The sequence below is a fragment of the Saccharothrix hoggarensis genome, from assembly GCF_052936025.1.
In genome coordinates this window covers 419269-436975 of sequence record NZ_CP193624.1, presented here as the reverse complement: position 1 = coordinate 436975, position 17707 = coordinate 419269, and the positions used below count along the sequence as shown (strand labels likewise).

The window sequence follows — 17707 nt, the reverse complement described above, 5'->3', positions numbered from 1 at the left end:
GAATTGGTCCGATGAATACCGGTAACGAGAGGTCGCGATGAAACTCCACCGCGCGGTGTGGGCGTCCGTCAGCGCCACCGCCGCACTGCTCGCCGCGCTCGTCGTGGCGAGCCCGGCGTCCGCCGCCCCGTCCGCCGCACCCCTGCCACCGCACCGCGCCGACCACGCGACCGGCGGGTCGTCCGAGGTGGTCGGCGCCGCGCTCGCCCGTGCCACCGGGCCGGTGACGGCGTTCATCGAGCTGACCGAGACCCCGGCCGCCGAGGCGTACGGCGACGAGAAGGCGCGCGGCGCGGGCGACCCGGCGGCGGCCGCCCGCGCCGCCCGGCAGCGCACCGACGTGAAGGCCGACCGCGTCCTGGACGCGTTGCGGGACAAGGACTCCGGCGCGCGCGAGGTCGCCACGACCCGCAACGCGGTGCCCGGCGTGGTCGTCACCGCCGACGCGGCCAGGCTGCGCGAGCTGGCCGCCCTGCCCGAGGTGCGGGCGGTGCGGCTGACCGTGCCGAAGACGCCGCAGAACGCGAGCGCCGCCGAGCTCACCCGCGCGGCCCGGGTGTGGCGGGACACCGGCCGGTACGGCGAGGGCGTGCGCATCGGCATCGTCGACACCGGGGTGGACTACACGCACGCCGACTTCGGCGGACCCGGCACCACCGCCGCCTACGACGCCGTCGACCGCACCGCGCCGTGGACGCCGACCGCGAAGGTCGTCGGCGGCCACGACTTCGCGGGCGACGACTACGACGCCAACGTGCCCGAGAAGGCCACGCCCAAGCCCGACCCGAACCCGCTGGACTGCCACGGCCACGGCACGCACGTCGCCGGCACCGCGGCCGGGTACGGCGTGAACGCGGACGGCGCCACGTTCACCGGCGACCACGCCGACGTGACGCCCGAGGCGCTGGCCGGGATGAGGGTCGGGCCCGGCACCGCGCCGAAGGCGTCGCTGTACGCGCTGAAGGTGTTCGGCTGCAAGGGGTCGACCGACCTCCTCGGCCAGGCCCTCGACTGGTCCCTCGACCCGAACGGCGACGGCGACTTCGCCGACCGCCTCGACGTGGTCAACCTGTCCCTCGGCACCGACTACGGCGCCCAGGACGACCCGGACAACCTGTTCGTGCGCAAGGTCGTGGAGCACGGCGTGGTGGTCGTCGCGGCGGCCGGCAACGGCGGCGACTTCTACGACATCGGCGGCTCGCCCGCGAACGCGCCCGAGGCGCTGGCCGTGGCCAACACGCGGGACGCGTACTCGATCCTCGACGGCGTCGAGGTGGCCGGGCGGCAGCACTCCGGCCAGTACGGCGTGAGCTACACCGCCTACGCCTCGCTCGACCTCACCCGCCCCGTCGCGCCGGTCACCGACCCCGAGAACCGCGACGGCTGCGGCCCGATCGCCGACGACCTGACCGGCAAGTTCGCGTGGCTGGAGTGGGACGAGGACGACACGACCCGCGAGTGCGGCTCGGCGGCCCGCACCGACAACGCCCAGGCGGCCGGCGCGGCCGGCGTGCTGCTCACCGCGAGCAGCAACACGTTCAAGGCGGGCATCGCGGGCAACGCGGCCATCCCGTCGTTCCAGTTCACCGCCGCCGCCACCGAGGCGCTGCGGCCCGCGCTGGACGACGGCACGCTCCAGGTGCGGATGCTCGGCTCGCTGCGCCGGGCCGTCCCGACGATCACGCCCGCGCTGGCGGACACGATGACACCGTCGTCGTCCCGCGGCGTGCGCGGCGCGGCGGCCGCCAAGCCCGACGTGGCCGCGCCCGGCGACACGATCCTGTCCGCCGACGTGGGCAGCGGCGCGGACAGCGTGAGCCTCGGCGGCACGTCGATGGCGTCGCCGCACGTGGCGGGCATCGCCGCGCTGGTCCGCGAGACCCACCCCGACTGGACCGTCGAGGAGGTCAAGGCGGCGATCATGAACACCGCCCACGGCCGGGTGACCGACGGCGACGACCACGCCACCGGCACCCCCGAGGCCCCGATGCGGGTCGGCGCGGGCCGGGTCGACGCGCGGGACGCGGTCGGCGTCGACCTGCTCGCCCTGGTGCGGGACGACCCCGGCGCGGTCGGCGTGTCGTTCGGGCCGGTCGAGGCGGCCGAGCCGATGTCCGCGAGCAAGACGCTGGCCGTGGTGAACAAGTCGTCGGCGTGGCGCATCGCCGACCTCTCCTACGAGGCCGCGACGACCGTCCCCGGCGCCCGGTTCGAGATCCGGCCGCCGACCGTGGCGGTGCCGCCGGGCGGGTCCGCCACGGCGCGCGTCACGCTCCGCGTCACGCCGCACGAGCTGCGCAAGGTCGCCGACCCGACGGTGGTGAAGCAGCAGGCGGACGCGGCGCGGCAGTTCGTCGCCGAGGCGTCCGGCCGGGTGCTCGTCCGGTCCGGCGAGGCGACGATCCGGGTGCCGGTGTACGCCGCGCCCGAGCCCGTCGCCGACCTGACCGCGACCGACCTCGGCGACGGCGCCCTGCGGCTGGACGGCCGGCAGCTCGACCAGGGCGAGGGCGACCAGGCGTACCGGTCGCTGGTGAGCGCGTTCCAGCTCCAGGGCACCAGCCCGGAACTGCCCGACTGCACCGACGACGTCGTGGACGACTGCGCGTCCAACCGCACCGCCAAGGGCGGCGACCTGCGGTACGTCGGCGCGGCGTCGGCCGACGGGATGCTCGCGTTCGGCGTCGTGACCTGGCACAACTGGGTGACGCTCGGCGGCACCACCAGCCCCGGCGTCCGGATCGACACCACCGGCGACGGCGCGCACGACTACTTCGTCGAGGCGGTCAAGCCGACCGACGCGGCGGGCCGCGTCACGGCGGACGTGTGGCTGGCCCGGACCACGCGGGTGTCCGACGGCGAGGTCGTCGACGAGCAGCCCCTCAACGGCCAGTACGGCGACGTGGACACGAACCTGATGGACAGCAACGTGGTGGTGCTGCCGGTGGAGCTGACCGCGCTGGGCATCGACCCGGCGGCGGCCTCCGCGCCGCTGACGTACACGGTGGGCACGACCGGGAAGTACGCGGCGCCGGGCGACGAGGAGGGGTTCGTGGACCTGATCCGCGAGCCCATGGCGTTCGACCCGCTGAAGCCGGGGCTGGGGCTGGTGGGCGCGGTGTCGTTCGTGGCGGAGTCCGGCGCGGTGCTGGAGGTGCGGCGCGACCCGGCGGCGGCGCCGGGCAGCCTCCTGCTGCTGCACCACCACAACGCGTCCCCCGATCGGGCACAGGTCCTCACGCCACAGGGCTGACCTGCGCGTCAGGTCCGCGGTCCGATCACGCAGAGCCAGGTCCGGCACAACCCGGTTGGGTGTGCCGGACCTCGTGCTCGCTGGGCATACTCGGGCGAATGGGTTTCGTGGTGGGTCTGGACGCGGGCGGCACGAGCACCCGGGCGTTGGTGCTCGACCTGGACGGCACCCGGCTGGGCGCCGGGGTCGCGGGCGGCGCGAACCCCAACTCGCACCCGCCGGAGCAGGCCGCGGCGCACGTCCGCCAGGCGTTGACGGCGGCGTTGGAGGGGCTCGACCCGGCGAAGGTCGAGGCCGGAGTGCTGGGCATGGCGGGGTCGAGCAAGCTGACCGACCCGGCGGTGGCGGCGTTGTTCGAGGCGGCGTGGGCGGGCGCGGGGCTGCGCTGCCCGCTGCGCGTGGTCACGGACTGCGAGGCGGCGTTCGCGTCCGGCACGGCGTCGCCGGACGGCACCGTGCTGGTGGCGGGCACCGGGTCCATCGCGGCCCGGATCGAGCAGCACGAGCTCGTGTCGACGGCCGGGGGGCACGGGTGGCTGCTCGGTGACGAGGGGTCGGCGTTCTGGCTGGGCCGGGAGGCCGTGCGGGCGACGCTCCTCGCGCTGGAGCGCGACGCCCCGGACGACCTGTCGACGGCCGTCCTCGACCGGGCCGGCATCACGGAGGGCGCGCCCCGCGACCGGTGGCGCCGCCTCATCACCGCGGTCAACACCGCGCCGCCGATCCAGCTGGCCGGCTACGCGCCCCTCGTGACGGCGCACGCGACGGCGGCGTCCGCGGACCGGATCATCACGGCGGCCGTGCGCGCGTTGGCCGACCTGGCGGAGGCGACGCGGTCGGCGCACGACGAGAGCCCGATCGTGCTCATGGGCAGCCTCGTCCACGCGCACCCGCTGGGCGGGCGGCTGAAGCGCGAGCTGGCGGCCCGCACCGCGGCCCCGGTGTGCGTCGCGACCGAGGGCGCGGCGGGCTCGGCGTGGCTGGCGGCGGTGAAGGTCCTCGGCGACACGGCCCCACGCCCCGCCTGACCAGGCACCACCGCGGCCAGCCGCAGCGGTGAAGGTCCACAGCGCCCCGCGTGACCGGGCGCCGGCGCGTCAGACGCGGGGGTGGCGGAGGCCGGGGTGGTCGGCGGGGAGCGTGCGGCGGACGATCCACCAGCTCACGGCGATGCACGCGACCTGCAACGGCCACGTCAGCGCCGCCCGCATGATCCCGAGCAGCACCACCTCGCCGGCCAGCCACAGCGCGCCGAACACCACGACCCGCAGCACGTACTGCCCCACCCACGGCCACGACGCGATCCGGTACACCCGCATCAGGTCCGGGTCGCGCCGCCAGGCGAACTTCTGCCCCGTCACCAGGCCGACGACCACGCCGAGCAGGGGCCACCGCACCACGATCGACGCGGCCCAGACGAGCGCCGACGCCGCGTTCAGGAGGATCTGGACGAGGAAGAAGTCCTCGGCCCGCCCGGTCTGGATCGCGACGTAGGCGGCCAGCACGACCAGCGCGACGGACACGAGCAGCGCCCGCGGCCGACCTCCCCGCACCACCCGCACCACGCCGACGACGACGCCGCACGCCACCGCCGAGGCCGCGCCCACGGCGATCGAGTTGCCGCTCAGCAGCCAGCCGAGGACGAACGCCAACGGCGGCAGCGAGGCGTCCACCGCACCACCCCGGCCGCCCAGCAGGGAGGCCAGCGACTCCTGACGCGTGTCGGTCATGCCTCCAGGGTGCCTTAGGCCTACCTAACCCTGGTAACGGACGCGTCTCGGAGCATTGACCCCGGTGAGCCTCGTCACTACCGTCACCACGAAATCGTCTGGAAAGTTAACAGACAGGAGAGCCGATGCGAGCCGGGAGCCCGAGGCTGCTGCGCGAGATCAACGACCGCGCCGCGATCGAGGCGCTGCTCCGCAACGGCCCGCTGACCAGGGCGGAGCTGGAGGGGATCATCGGCCTCTCGAAGCCCGCGACGGCGCAGCTCCTCACCCGCCTCGAAGACGAGGGAACGGTGCTGCGCAACGGACTGCGCGGCGGCGGGCGCGGACCGCGGGCGCAACTGTGGACGGTCAACGGCGCGCTCGCCCACGTCGCCGCCGTCGACCTCACCCCCGACTCGATCGACATCGCCATCGCCGACATCTCCGGCGCCACGCTCACCGAGCACCGCGCCCCGATGCCGAAGACCGACGTGCTGGCCGCGTTCCACAGCGCCGTCACCAAGGCCGCCGCCCAGGCGGGCCTCACCACCGACGCCCTGCACCACGTGGTCGTGGGCAGCCCCGGCGCAGTGGACCCGGCCACCGGCAGGCTCAACTACGCGCCGCACATGCCGGACTGGGAGAACAAGAACATCCCCGAGGAGCTGGAAGCGCTCCTCGACACGTCCGTGACCGTCGAGAACGACGTCAACCTGGTCGCCCTCGAAGAGATGATCGCCGGACGGGCCGTCGGGGTGCGGGACTTCGTCCTGCTCTGGCCCGCGGACGCGGTCGGCGCGGCCGTCGTCGTCAACGGCGTGCTGCTGCGCGGCGCGACCGGCGGCGCGGGCGAGATCGACGCCCTGCAGGTCCCCGACCACGCGCACGCCGACACCGGCACCCGGCGCACCGGCAGCCGCTACGGCGACCTGCTCGACAGCCCCGGCATCGCCCGGCTGGCCCGCGCGCACGGCGTGTCCGCGCGCACCGGGCTGTCCGCCGTGGAGAAGGCCCTCGGCGCGGGCCCGGCCGGCCGGGAGTTCCTGGTGGACCTGGCCCGCCGCATCGCCACCGGCGTCGCGAACGTCGTCGCCGTGCTCGACCCCGAACTGGTGCTGCTCTCCGGCGACATCGCGCAGGCGGGCGGCACGACGCTCGCCGACCTCGTCGCCGCCGAGCTGCGCCGCCTGGTGGTGCCCCGCACCCCCGTCCGACTCGCCCTGGTGACCGGGAAACCGGTGCGCTCCGGCGCACTGCACTCCGCGCTGTCCGTCGTCAGGGAACAGGTGTTCGGCCTGCCCGCCGCCACGACCGAACCCTTCAGCGGTCCGCGCCGAGGAGAGGAGCGGACCGCGTCAACGTCCCCGTCCGCACGTTGAGGTGAAGGAGAGCAGATGCGCAAGCTCCACCGCGCAGCGTTGCTGTGCGTGGCCGCGGCGGTGTCCCTGACCGCTTGCGCGGCAGGCTCGGGCACCGAGTCAGAGCGGTCCGGGCCGGCGGCGGCTCCCGGCAAGGAGGACGAGTTCTCCCTGACCGTCTGGAGCAACTACTCGGGCCGCGAGCAGGCCGAGGTCACCAAGGCGCTGGAGAGCTTCAAGGAGAAGTTCCCCAACGCCGAGATCAAGCACGAGGGCAGCCAGGACGACGACAAGATCACCGCGGGCATCCGCGGCGGCAACCCGCCGGACGTGGCCATGTCGTTCACCACCGACAACATCGGCCAGTTCTGCTCCAGCGGGTCGTTCCAGCCGCTCCAGCCCTACATCGACCGGGACGGCGTCGACCTCGGCCAGATCCCGGACGCGGTCCGCTCCTACACCGAGTACAAGGGCAACCGGTGCGCGATGCCGCTGCTCAGCGACGTGTACGGGCTGTACTACAACAAGGACCTGCTCGCCGAGGCGGGCATCACCGCGCCGCCCAGGACGACGGCCGAGCTGCTGGACTTCGCCAAGCGCACGACCAAGAAGGCTGCGGACGGCTCGATCGAGGTCGCGGGCTTCCTGCCGACCATGCTGTTCTACGCGAACCGGCCGCCGATCTGGGCGCCGAACTTCGGCGCGAAGTGGGAGACCCCGGACGGCAGGTCCGGCCTGGCGTCGCCGGAGTGGGCGGCGATGCTGGAGTTCCAGAAGGAGCTCGTCGACTTCTACGGCCACGAGAACCTGGAGCGGTTCCGCGCCGGGCTCGGCCAGGAGTACTCCACCGACCACGCGTTCCACCAGAAGAAGATCGCCATGATGATCGACGGCGAGTACCGCACGGCGTTCCTCGAGGACCAGGCGCCGGACGTGCGGTTCGGCACGGCGCCGTTCCCGACGGTCAAGCCGGAGCTGTACGGCATCGGGTTCACCACCGGCACGATCATGGGCATCCCCAAGGGCGCGAAGAACCCCGGCGCGGCGTGGGAGCTGATCAAGCACCTGTCGTTCGACACCGAGACCATCGTGGACCTGGCCAACGGGATCAAGAACATCCCCAGCACGAAGGCCGCCCTGGCCGACCCGCGGCTGGAGGTCGACGAGAACTTCAAAACGTTCATCGACCTGGCGACGTCCGGGAAGCTCCAGGGCAACCCGGTGACGCCCATCGGCGACGCGCACATCAAGGCCGTCGGCGACTTCGCCACGTCGTGGCAGGCGGGCAAGGTGCCCGACCTCATGGCCGGGCTGGAGGACGTCGACCGCCGGATCGACGAGCAGATCGCGAAGAGCGGCAAGTAGGGATGACGGCCACGCTCGACCGCGTGGACGTGGTGCGGACCGCCCCCGCCAAGGGGCGGTCCCGCTCCCGCGCCCGTCACCGCCTGACCGTGCTGGCGTTCCTGGCGCCCGCGATCCTCGGGTTCGCGCTGTTCTTCGGCTACCCGCTGGTCGCGACGATCGGGTTCTCGTTCACCAGGTACGACCTGATCAACCCGCCCGAGTGGACCGGGCTGGAGAACTACGCCTACATGTTCTCCGACGAGCTGTTCCGCACCGCCGTCGCCAACACGCTGTGGTTCGTGGTGGTGCTGACCGCCGCCCGGGTGGTGTTCGCGCTGGGCGTGGCGTCGGTCGTCGCCCGGCTGAGGTCGGGCGTGGGGCTGGTCCGGACGTTGTGCTACCTGCCGTCGCTGGCCCCGCCGGTGGCGGCGACCCTGGTGTTCTTCCTGGTCCTGCGGCCGAACGAGGGGCCGCTGGACGCCTTCCTCGGGTGGTTCGGCGTCGAGGGGCCGCTGTGGTTCGCCGACCCGGTGTGGGCCAAGCCGGGCATCGCGGCGGTGATGCTGTGGGTGTCCGGCGACCTGATGATCATCATGCTGGCGGCGATCCTCGACGTGCCGCGGGATCAGTACGAGGCGGCCGAGCTGGACGGCGCGGGCGCGGTGCGGCGGTGGTGGCACGTCACCCTGCCGACGATCTCGCCGGTGCTGGTGTTCGGCGTGGTGAACTCGATCATCCTGGCGCTGCAGCTGTTCACGCAGGCCGTCGTCGCGGGGTCGGCGGCCAGCGGGTCGGCCGACGTCACGGGGTCCACCAAGGTGCTCGGCTTCCCCGAGAACTCGACGCTGACGTTCCCGGTGTGGCTGTACACGCAGGGCTTCCGCTACTTCGACATGGGGTACGCGTCGGCGATGGCGACCGTGCTGTTCGTCATCTCGTTCGCGGCGACCGCGCTGCTCGTGCAGCGGATGCGCAAGGCGTCGCACCAGGAGGAGTCATGACGGCGGCCGTCGGGCGGCGGCCCCTGCCGTGGCGGAAGGGCCTGGACTGGGTCGCGGTGCACAGCCTCGGGCTGGCGCTGGCGCTGATGTTCACGCTGCCGATCGTGTTCGTGTTCCTCACGGCAGTGATGTCGGACAGCCAGGCGTTCACCAAGGACCTGTGGCCGCGCGAGTGGCACTGGGGCAACTTCCTGGAGGTGTTCGACAAGGCGCCGCTGCTGGAGTACCTGGGCAACAGCATGCTCTACTCGCTGCTGGCCACGGCGGGCATGTTGCTCTCGTCCATCCCGGCGGCGTACGCGCTGGCGAAGCTGCGGTGGCGCGGGCGGAACGTCGTCTTCCTGCTGGTGGTGGGCGCGATGATGCTGCCGCCGCAGGTGGTGGCCGTGCCGCTGTACGACACGTGGTCGAGCCTCGGGCTGACGGGCACGCTGTGGCCGTTGATCCTGCCGTACTTCCTCTTCGACGCGTTCAGCATCTTCCTGCTGCGCCAGTTCATCCTCACCATCCCCCAGTCCTATGTGGACGCCGCGAGGGTGGACGGGTGCACGGAGTTCCAGGCGCTGACGCGGATCGTCGTGCCGATGGCGCGGCCGGGCATCGCGGCGACCGCGCTGTTCTGCTTCCTCTACACGTGGAACGACTACTTCGGCCCGCTGCTCTACACCAGCGAGGAGCCGGACCAGTGGACGCTGTCGCTCGCGCTGGCGTCGTTCAAGGGCATGCACCACGTGCAGTGGAACCTGGCGATGGCGGTCACGCTGCTGATCATGGTCCCGGCGGTCGTGCTGTTCGCGTTCGCGCAGCGCTCGTTCGTCAAGGGCATCACATTCACGGGGGTCAAAGGGTGAAGCTCACCGTTGTCGGAGGCGGGTCGACCTACACGCCGGAGCTGGTCGACGGGATCGCGGGGCGGCGCACCAGCCTCGCCGTGGACGAGATCGCGCTGGTCGACCCCGACGTGGCACGGCTGGAGGTCGTCGGCGGGTTCGCGCGGCGGCTGCTGGAGCACGCCGGGCACCCGGCGGTCGTCACCACCACGTCGGACCTGGAGCGGGGCGTGGACGGCGCGTCGGCCGTGCTGCTGCAGCTGCGCGTGGGCGGCCAGGCGGCCCGCGCGTCGGACGAGGCGTTCCCGCTCGCGTGCGACTGCGTCGGGCAGGAGACGACCGGCGCGGGCGGGTTGGCCAAGGCGCTGCGCACCGTGCCGGTGGTGCTGGACATCGCCGACCGGGTCCGGGCGGTGGCGGGCGACGACACGTGGATCGTGAACTTCACCAACCCGGTGGGGATCGTGACGCGGGCGTTGCTGGCCGCGGGGCACCGGGCGGTGGGGCTGTGCAACGTCGCCATCACGTTCCAGCGGTGGACGTCGGCGCTGCTGGGCGTCGAGCCGGAGTCCGTGCGGCTGGAGCACGTCGGGCTCAACCACTTGACCTGGGAGACCGGGGTGTTCGTGGACGGCGTCGACCGGCTGCCCGAGCTGCTGGCGCGGCACGGTGACGCGCTGGCTGAGCACATCGGGCTGCCGGCGGCGTTGATGCGGCGGCTGGGGATGGTGCCGTCGTACTACCTGAAGTACTTCTACGACCACGACGAGGTCGTACGGAAGCAGAAGACGGAACCGTCGCGCGCCGAGGTGGTGGCCGGGGTGGAGAAGGAACTGCTCGACCTGTACGGCGACGTGCGGGTGGTGACCAAGCCCGACCTGTTGTCGCAACGCGGTGGGGCGTACTACTCGGAGGCGGCGGTGCAGCTCGTGCACGCGTTGACCGGCGGGGGTTCTGGCGGGGGTTTTGGCGGGGGTGGTGGCGGCGGGTTCGGTGGCGCTGAGCAGCACGTGGTGAACGTCCGCAACGGCGGCACGCTGCCGTTCCTGCCCGACGACGCGGTGATCGAGGTGCCGGCGGTGGTGGACGACAAGGGCGCGTCACCGCTGCCCGTGCCGCCCGTGCCGCCGTCCGTCTCGGGCCTGATCTCGCACGTGACGGCCTACGAGCACCTGGCGCTGGACGCGGCGGTGCACGGCGGGCGCGACCGGGTGGCCGACGCGCTGCTCGCGCACCCGCTGATCGGGCAGCACGCCGTCGCCGAGCGGCTGGCCGACGAGCTCGTGGCGCGCAACGCGGACTTCCTCCCGTGGGCGAAGGGGACGGTGTGACGGACCGGGTGCTCGCCATCGACGGCGGGAACAGCAAGACGGCCTTGGCGCTGGTGGACGTGGACGGCCGGGTGCTCGCACAGGTGCGCGGGCCCGGCGCGTCACCGCAGAACGTGGGCGTCGCGCGGAGCGTGGACGTGTTCGAGGGCATGGCCCGCGAGGCGGCGCGCCGGGCGGGGCTGGCGGCGGACGAGCCGATCGCCACCCACACCGCCGCGTACCTGGCGGGCGCGGACCTGCCGAAGGAGGAGGACGACCTCCGCGCCGCCATCGAGGCGCGCGGGTGGTCGGCGACGACGGTCGTCGGCAACGACACGTTCGCGCTGCTCCGGGCCGGCACGCCGGACGGGATCGGGGTGGCCGTGGTGTGCGGGGCGGGGATCAACTGCGTCGCGGTCGCGCCGGACGGCCGGACCCACCGGTTCCCCGCGCTCGGCCGGATCTCGGGCGACTGGGGCGGCGGCGGGCACCTCGGGTCGGAGGCGCTGTGGCTGGCCGTGCGGGCGGAGGACGGTCGGGGCGAGCCGACCGCGCTGCTGGACGCCGTGGTCGCGCACTACGGCGCGGCGACGTTGGCCGAGGTGGTCGAGCGGCTGCACTTCGGGGAGGTCGAGTTCGACCCGCACGCGCTGTGCCCGGTGCTGTTCGAGGTGGCGGCCGCGGGTGACGCGGTGGCGCGGGCGGTGGTCGACCGGCTCGTGGAGGAGGTCGTGCTGCTGGCGCGGGTGTCGCTGGCCCGGTTGGGGCTGCTGGGCGAGGCGGTGGACGTCGTGCTCGGCGGCGGGGTGCTGACCGGGACGGGCGGGGTCGTGGTCGACGCGGTCGACGCCCGGTTGCGGGTGGACGCGCCCGCGGTGCGGGTGCGGGTGGTGGACGTGCCGCCGGTGGTGGGGGCGGCGCTGCTGGGGCTGGACGCGTTGGGCGCGGCGCCGGGGGCGGAGGTCCGGCTGCGGACGGCGTACGAGGCACCGGTGGCCGCCGTGGGGTGAGGCGCTCTCCCGTGGGCTCGCCCAGGCCTTCTCCGGGGGCCTTGCCTCGGCCGTTCCCTCGGCTCCTTTGCTCGGTTCTTCGCTCGGGTCCCTTCTCTCAACCCTTCCTCGGCTCTTCGCACGGTTCTTCGCTCGGGTCCTTCCCCCCGGTCCCGTTCGCTCAGCCTTTCCCCGGCTTTCGTGGCGTGATCTGCACCGCACCAAAGCGCCCAGAACCTGCGGAATCACCCATTCGCGACACAGGTCCACCGCACCGAGTGACACCTTGATAACGGGCTTCCCAACCGACGGTGGCGTAGGGCCGACCTCGCGTTGCATGCTGACGTGCGCGGTCGTGGGGGTGCCGCGCGGAGGGAGGGACGCATGGAGGGATTGGACAGCTTCGTCGCACTGGGGGACAGCTTCACCGAAGGCATGGACGACCCGGCGCCGAACGGCACCTACGTGGGCTGGGCGGACCGGCTCGCGGCGATGTTCTCGGCCCGGCGGGCGGGTTTCCGGTACGCCAACCTGGCGATCCGGGGCAAAATGCTCCAGGAGATCGTCGACGAGCAGATCCCGCTGGCGGTGTCGCTGAAGCCGAAGCTGGTGACGTTCTGCGGGGGTGGCAACGACATCCTGGTGCCCGGCAGCGACGCCGACGCGTTGGCCGAGGTGTACGAGATCGCGGTGGCCGAACTGCGGGCGGCCGGCTCGGAAGTGCTCATCTTCACCGGCTTCGACCCGAAGCACGCGCCGCTGCTGCGGTCCCTGCGCGGGAAGGTCGCGATCTACAACAGCCACCTGTGGTCGGTCGCCGAGCGCTACCACTGCAAGGTGGTCGACCTGTGGTCGATGACGGTGCTGCACGACCGGCGCGCGTGGAGCGAGGACCGGCTGCACCTGTCGTCCGAGGGTCACCGGCGGGTGGCGCTGCGGGCGGCGGAGGTGCTGGGGCTGAAGCCGGAGGAGCAGTGGAACACCCCCTGGCCGCCGTTGGTGGACCGGGACTGGATGACGCAGCGCCGGCACGACCTGAAGTGGGCTCGGGAGCACGTGGTGCCGTGGATCGGGCGGCAGCTGCGGGGCGAGTCGATGGGGGACGGCGTGGCCCCGAAGCGGCCTGAGTTGCTGCCGGTGTGCGACTGAGAGCTGCTGTTCGCCGGTTTCGCTTCCGGCTGCACGGTGGGTGCGGGGTTGGTCTGGGGCAAGCCCTGTTGTTCAGTCCGGCTTGATGTGACATGGGGCCCTTACGGGCACCGGAGGCAGGCCGCAACCGGCAGGCATGGCGGATAAAGCGCCCGCCAAGCCTGCCGGCTCCGACCAGCCCATGGCACCCGAACCCATGTCAAGTCAAGCCTCGTCGGCCCGTCCGGAACTGCGATCAACCGTCCCTCAGCAAGACCAATGAGGGAGCCGCAACCGCCCACGCCACGGTTCCGCATTGATCGCTTTGGGTCGGGACGCGTCTGCGCGATTGATCATCTCGAAGTGGACGAGACCACGGCCGCGAGTGTCGCGTCGGTCGTTCACGTCGGTTTTTCCGGCGATCACGCTTTTCGATCGCCGGAAAAACCGACGTGAACGACCGACTCAATGGCGACCGAGCCGCGACGCCGAAGGCGGCGCAATCAAACACAGCTGGCCGGCGCTCTCCCCCGAACGCCGGCCAGCCGGTTGGGTGGCTTTCCCCCCTGGTTTCCCCCTACCAAGAAGCCACCCAGCGCCGTACGCCAGTGGCGTGTTCGGCGCGGTTCCAAGTTCCCACGTCTTGGCGCGGGAGTGCTAAACACCGGCTAAACCTCTGAGGTCAAGGCTTCAAGGGCCGTTCGGACCAACATGGCCCGCGGGGAGCCGAGGCGTTCGAACAGCCGTAGCGATTCCGCCAGCTCCGCTTGTGCGGCAACGCGTTCTCCGCGTCTGGCGAGGACGGAGCCGAGGACTTGCCTGCCGAAGGCCTCTTCGAACTGCATGGAGCCGCCTCGGGCGAGTTCGACGCCTTGGCGGGCGTGTTCTTCGGCTTCGGGGAGCAGTCCGAGTTCGGCGTAGAGTTCGGCGAGGTTGTTCACGGCGACGGCGTAGGCGCGTTCGTCGCCGTTGCGGTGGTATATCTCCATCGCCAGGAACTGGTGTTGTGCGGCCGTTTCGCGGTGGCCGAGCCGTTGTTCGACCTGGGCGAGGTTGTTGAGGACGGTGGCTTCGCCGAGTGCGTCGCCGTCGCGTCGGGCGAGTTCGACGGCTTCGCGCTGGTGGTTCAGGGCTTCTTCGACGCGCCCTTCGGCGACGAGCGCGAGGGCGAGTTGGTCGAGGGTCATGACGAGGTAGCGGGGTTCGCCGAGTTCGGCGGCGATGCGGTGGGCGAGCTGGGCGTGTTCGAGGGTGCCGCGCAGCGCGCCGGCCCGGTTGTTGATGTCGTGCATGGCGTGGAGGATCAGGACCTCGCCGCGCCGGTCGTGGGTGGCGCGGGCGGCGGTGAGGCCGAATTCGGCTATGCCGCGCCACTCCCGGCTGACGAGTCGGGTCACGCAGTAGGTGTGGACCAGCCGGACGAGTTGCCAGACCTGGCGGTGGAGGCCGGCGTCCGCTCCCGCGTGGACGAGCGCGGTGAGGTTGGGCCACTCCTTGTCGAACCAGGACAGCGCCTGCGCGGACGTGGCGGGTTTGGGCGTGGTCTTGTCGCCGGTGAAGGAGAGGCCGTCGTGGACGGGGCGGATGAGCCGGCGGGCGTGGTCGCAGGCGGCGAGGTAGTGGTCCATCAGGCGGCACAGCGCGCCGTCGCGGTCCTGGTCGTCCAGCAGTTCCCGCGCGTAGAGGCGGACGAGGTCGTGGAGGACGAAGCCGCCGCGCCACTGCTCCACGAGCAGGTGCGCGTCGGCGAGGTCGGCGAGCCGCGCGGCGGCGGTGGTGAGGTCGATGTCGCAGACGGCGGCGATGGCGTGCGGGCTCACCCAGCGGCCGGGGACGAGGCCCGCGGCGCGGAACGTGTCGGCCAGTTCGGGCGGCAGGTTGCGGTAGGAGACGGCGAGCGCGCGGCCGACGCCGGTGTCGGCGAGGTCGAGGGTGCGCAGCCGCGAGTCGTCGTCGGAGAGCCGACCGACCAGGTCCGCCACTGTCCACTCCGGACTGAACACGAGCTTGGCCGCGGCGATGCGCAGGGCGAGCGGGAGGTTGCCGCAGAGTTCGGCGAGCTTGCGCACGGCGGCGGGTTCCTGCTCGGAGAGCGGTTTGCCGACGACCTCGTCCACCAGGCGGACGGATTCCTCTTCGGACAGCGTGTCGAGGGTGAGCATCCGGGCGCCGTTGCTGACGACGAGCGCTTCGAGCCTGCGCCGCGAGGTGACGAGCACGACGGAGCCCGCGCCGGGCGGGAGGAGGAGCCGGACGTGCTCGGGGTCCCAGGCGTCGTCCAGCACGACGAGGACGCGGCGCTTGGCGACGATCGACCGGTAGAGGCCGACGCGGTCGTCGAGGTCGCGCGGCACGCCGTCCGCGGGCACGCCGAGCGCGTGCAGGAACCGGGCCAGCACCTCGGCGGGCTCGACGGGGTCGCGGTCGGGCGCGAAGCCGTTGAAGGAGGCGAACAGGAGGCCGTCGGGGAACTGCTCGGCGCGGCGGTGCCCCCAGGTGACGGCGAGTTCGCTCTTGCCGATCCCCGGCGCGCCGTTGACGACGGCGATCGTGGTGGCGGTGAGGTCGCGGGCGTCGCACAGCCGGTCCAGCCACGCCAGTTCCTCGTCGCGGCCGATGAACCCGCTGGCGGCGGCGGGGAGCTGGGCGGGCACGACCACGCCGGGCCGCGGCGGCACGGAGACCACTTCGGCGTGGCCGGGCGAGCTGAGCGCCGGGTCGTCCCGCAACACCTGCTCGTGCAGCACGCGCAGGCCGGGTCCGGGGTCGATGCCCAGTTCGTCCACGACGCGGCGGTGGAAGCGCTGGTAGGCGTCGAGGGCGTCGGCGCGCTGACCGGACCGGTAGAGGGCGCGCATCATGTGGCCGACGAGCCGTTCCCGGAACGGGTGCTCGTTGACGAGCTGTCGCAGCTCGCCCACGAGTTCCAGGTGGCGGCCCAGTTCCAGCTCGGCCTCGATGCGCTCCTCGACCGCGGCGAGCCGGAGCTCTTCGAGGTCGGTGGTGATGGGGTCGCCGGGCACGTCGGTCAGCACTTGGCCGCGCCAGAGGCCGAGCGACTCGCGCAGGAGTTGCGCCCGGATCGGCGCGGGCTTGCCGCGGGCGCCGGCCACGAGCTGCCGCGCCCGGTGGAAGTCGAGCCGCCACGGGTCGACGGACAGCTGGTAGCCGGGCGGTGTGGTGAGTATCCGCGCCGAGCCGGCCGGGTCGGCCTGCTCCAGCATCCGGCGCAGCCGCGACACGTAGCCGTGCACGATGGTCCTGGCCGTCGCGGGCGGGTCGTCGGCCCACAGGCTGTCCACGATCTCGTCGATCGGGACGACCCGGTTGGCCTCCAGCACCAGCATCGCGAGCAGTCCGCGCATCCCCTTGCGGCCGATGACGAGCTGGCGGCCGTCCGCGAGCACCTGCAACGGTCCGAGGACGCCGAACTCCAGCCCGCTCTTGCTCCGGTCAGCCATGCCCCTCCCCCGCCTCGTGCGCTTGCGCCGTCGGCCGTACGGCTCGGTCACTGGATCAGGTGCGCCGGGTGGGTCGTTAGATACCTGTGGGTAGATGTTGCTTGGTCAACTACTCGTGCTCCCAACACCGGGCGGTCGGCCGACGGCTAGGGTTTTGACCCCGGAGAGTCCCGGCCGAGTTCTGGGCGAGTGCAGGAGGGCAATTGCCGCGCGAGCCGATGAACGTGGTCGACCGTGGCGCCGCCTGCCTGTTGGGCGGCGCGCTCGGCGACGCGCTTGGCGCGCCCGTCCAGTACCTGGGCTGGGCCGACATCCAGCGGGACCACGGCCCGGAGGGCGTGCTCGCCCCGCCGCGCCCGGCGCTGGTCACGGACGACACGCAGCTCACCCTGTTCACCGCGGACGGGTACCTGCGGGCGTGGGTGCGCGGGCGGACGACCGGCGAGTGGGACCCGATCGAGGTCGTGTGGCAGAGCTACCGGCGCTGGTTGGTCACGCAGCAGGTGGCCGCGCCGGAGCCGGGCGCGACGGGCCTGGTCGGCGACGAGCGGCTGTACTCCAGCCGGTCGCCCGGCCTGACGTGCCTGCGCGCGCTGGCCGCCGACACGCCGCCGACGCCGGAGGAGCCGCAGAACGAGTCGTCCGGCTGCAACGGCGTCACGCGGACCGCGCCGGCCGGGTTCGCGCCGAGCGCGGAGATCGCCTACGACCTGGGGTGCCGGTTCGCCGCGCTCACCCACGGCGGCACGGGCGGCTGGGTGTCCGGCGGGGCGTTCTCGCTGCTCATCCACCTGCTGGCGGTGCGCGGGCGGCCGATGCGGGAGGCCGTGGACCAGGTCATCGGACGGGTGCTGCGGGACGACCCGTACACGGCGAACACGCTGAACCGGGCCGTGGTGTTCGCCGACGAGCACCGGGCGCAGGGCTTCGACTCGGTGCGGGTGGACCGGCTGGGCAGCGGGTGGACAGGGCCGGAGGCGCTGGCGATCGCCGTGCACACGGTGCTGGTGTACCCGAAGCGGTCGCAGTTCGTGGACGCGCTGCGCGCGGCGGCCAACCACTCGGGCGGCAGCGACGCGACGGCGGCGTTGACGGGGAACATCCTGGGCGCGCTGCACGGCACGGCGGCGTTGCCGCGGGATTGGCTGGCAGGGCTGGAACTGGTCGACCTGCTCACCGAACTGGGTTCCGACCTGGGGCGTTCGGTGACGGGGCAGGAGTTCGACTTCGCCCGGTACTCGTGACGGGTGAAAGCCGGCCTCGGCACGCACGTTCCCGAATGCGTGCGACCGAGGCCGGCTCTCCACGTGATCGGCGGTGG

12 protein-coding genes are annotated in these 17707 nt (G+C 72.7%); 10 read left to right on the top strand and 2 right to left on the bottom strand.

Annotated elements, in window-relative coordinates; genetic code table 11:
• Window positions 1-37 precede the first annotated feature (37 nt).
• A complete protein-coding gene (locus ACRAKH_RS02200; RefSeq protein ID WP_447009587.1) occupies window positions 38-3253 on the top strand; it encodes a S8 family serine peptidase in 3216 nt (1071 codons plus the stop codon).
• 98 nt (window positions 3254-3351) lie between these two features.
• On the top strand, window positions 3352-4281 hold the full coding sequence (locus ACRAKH_RS02195) for an N-acetylglucosamine kinase (RefSeq protein WP_380727660.1): 930 nt from the start codon (window positions 3352-3354) through the stop codon (window positions 4279-4281).
• A 69-nt stretch (window positions 4282-4350) separates the two neighbouring features.
• On the opposite strand, the gene ACRAKH_RS02190 is transcribed toward ACRAKH_RS02195, so the two are convergent.
• Window positions 4351-4983 carry a DUF3159 domain-containing protein gene (locus tag ACRAKH_RS02190; protein ID WP_380727662.1) on the bottom strand — a complete coding sequence of 211 codons (633 nt, stop codon included), beginning with the start codon at window positions 4981-4983 and terminating at the stop codon, window positions 4351-4353.
• 125 nt (window positions 4984-5108) lie between these two features.
• Between ACRAKH_RS02190 and ACRAKH_RS02185 the strand changes: the two genes are divergently transcribed.
• The 7 genes from ACRAKH_RS02185 to ACRAKH_RS02155 all read left to right on the top strand — a co-directional run bounded on the left by ACRAKH_RS02185 (window position 5109) and on the right by ACRAKH_RS02155 (window position 12946).
• A complete protein-coding gene (locus tag ACRAKH_RS02185) occupies window positions 5109-6341 on the top strand; it encodes an ROK family transcriptional regulator (protein ID WP_380727664.1) in 1233 nt (410 codons plus the stop codon).
• 15 nt (window positions 6342-6356) lie between these two features.
• Window positions 6357-7685 (top strand): ABC transporter substrate-binding protein, encoded by a 1329-nt coding sequence (locus ACRAKH_RS02180; RefSeq protein WP_380727666.1) that lies wholly within the window; start codon window positions 6357-6359, stop codon window positions 7683-7685.
• A 2-nt stretch (window positions 7686-7687) separates the two neighbouring features.
• Window positions 7688-8668 (top strand): carbohydrate ABC transporter permease, encoded by a 981-nt coding sequence (locus tag ACRAKH_RS02175; RefSeq protein ID WP_380727668.1) that lies wholly within the window; start codon window positions 7688-7690, stop codon window positions 8666-8668.
• A complete protein-coding gene (locus ACRAKH_RS02170) occupies window positions 8665-9519 on the top strand; it encodes a carbohydrate ABC transporter permease (RefSeq protein ID WP_380727670.1) in 855 nt (284 codons plus the stop codon). The genes ACRAKH_RS02175 and ACRAKH_RS02170 overlap by 4 nt, the downstream gene beginning before the upstream one ends.
• Window positions 9516-10829, top strand: a complete 1314-nt coding sequence (locus tag ACRAKH_RS02165) for a 6-phospho-beta-glucosidase (protein ID WP_380727672.1) — start codon at window positions 9516-9518, stop codon at window positions 10827-10829. Before ACRAKH_RS02170 ends, ACRAKH_RS02165 begins: the two co-directional genes overlap by 4 nt.
• Window positions 10826-11818 carry an N-acetylglucosamine kinase gene (locus tag ACRAKH_RS02160; RefSeq protein ID WP_380727674.1) on the top strand — a complete coding sequence of 331 codons (993 nt, stop codon included), beginning with the start codon at window positions 10826-10828 and terminating at the stop codon, window positions 11816-11818. The genes ACRAKH_RS02165 and ACRAKH_RS02160 overlap by 4 nt, the downstream gene beginning before the upstream one ends.
• 363 nt (window positions 11819-12181) lie before the next feature.
• Entirely contained in the window at window positions 12182-12946 is a 765-nt protein-coding gene (locus ACRAKH_RS02155; RefSeq protein ID WP_380727676.1) for an SGNH/GDSL hydrolase family protein, read from the top strand.
• Window positions 12947-13593: 647 nt separating this feature from the next.
• Here the strand turns inward: ACRAKH_RS02155 and ACRAKH_RS02150 are convergent.
• Window positions 13594-16386 carry an AfsR/SARP family transcriptional regulator gene (locus ACRAKH_RS02150; protein ID WP_380723980.1) on the bottom strand — a complete coding sequence of 931 codons (2793 nt, stop codon included), beginning with the start codon at window positions 16384-16386 and terminating at the stop codon, window positions 13594-13596.
• Between the two features lie 203 nt (window positions 16387-16589).
• Here ACRAKH_RS02150 and ACRAKH_RS02145 point away from each other — a divergent pair, with 203 nt between their 5' ends.
• Window positions 16590-17630, top strand: a complete 1041-nt coding sequence (locus tag ACRAKH_RS02145; RefSeq protein ID WP_380723981.1) for an ADP-ribosylglycohydrolase family protein — start codon at window positions 16590-16592, stop codon at window positions 17628-17630.
• The last annotated feature ends 77 nt before the right edge of the window (window positions 17631-17707 follow it).